Source organism: Snodgrassella sp. M0110 (assembly GCF_016101465.1).
Classification (GTDB): Bacteria; Pseudomonadota; Gammaproteobacteria; order Burkholderiales; family Neisseriaceae; genus Snodgrassella; species Snodgrassella alvi.
In genome coordinates this window covers 1-342 of sequence record NZ_JACFQM010000035.1, presented here as the reverse complement: position 1 = coordinate 342, position 342 = coordinate 1, and the positions used below count along the sequence as shown (strand labels likewise).

1 pseudogene is annotated in these 342 nt (G+C 51.8%); it reads left to right on the top strand.

Going from position 1 to position 342, the window contains the following annotated elements:
* Nucleotides 1–342 (top strand): annotated as a pseudogene (locus H3T84_RS11995) (RHS domain-containing protein); the annotation flags it as partial.

The window sequence follows — 342 nt, the reverse complement described above, 5'->3', positions numbered from 1 at the left end:
AGTATTACCATTACGATGCCGAACACCGCCTGACCGAAGTGCGTATCGAACAGCTAAACCATACTGAACGCTACGGTTACGTCTACGATGCACTTGGCCGGCGGATTGAAAAACACCGGCTAGACCGTGACGGCAAACCATGCAACCGTACCCGCTTCCTGTGGGACGGCTTAAGAATGATTCAGGAAACCGGCTCGAATCACCCCACCAGCCTGTATATCTATACCGACCAGAACAGCTATGAACCACTGGCACGTATAGACACAGACGGCAACCAAGAACAACATATCCGCTACTTCCACACCGACCTGAATGGCTGTCCGGAAGAACTTACCGATGCAA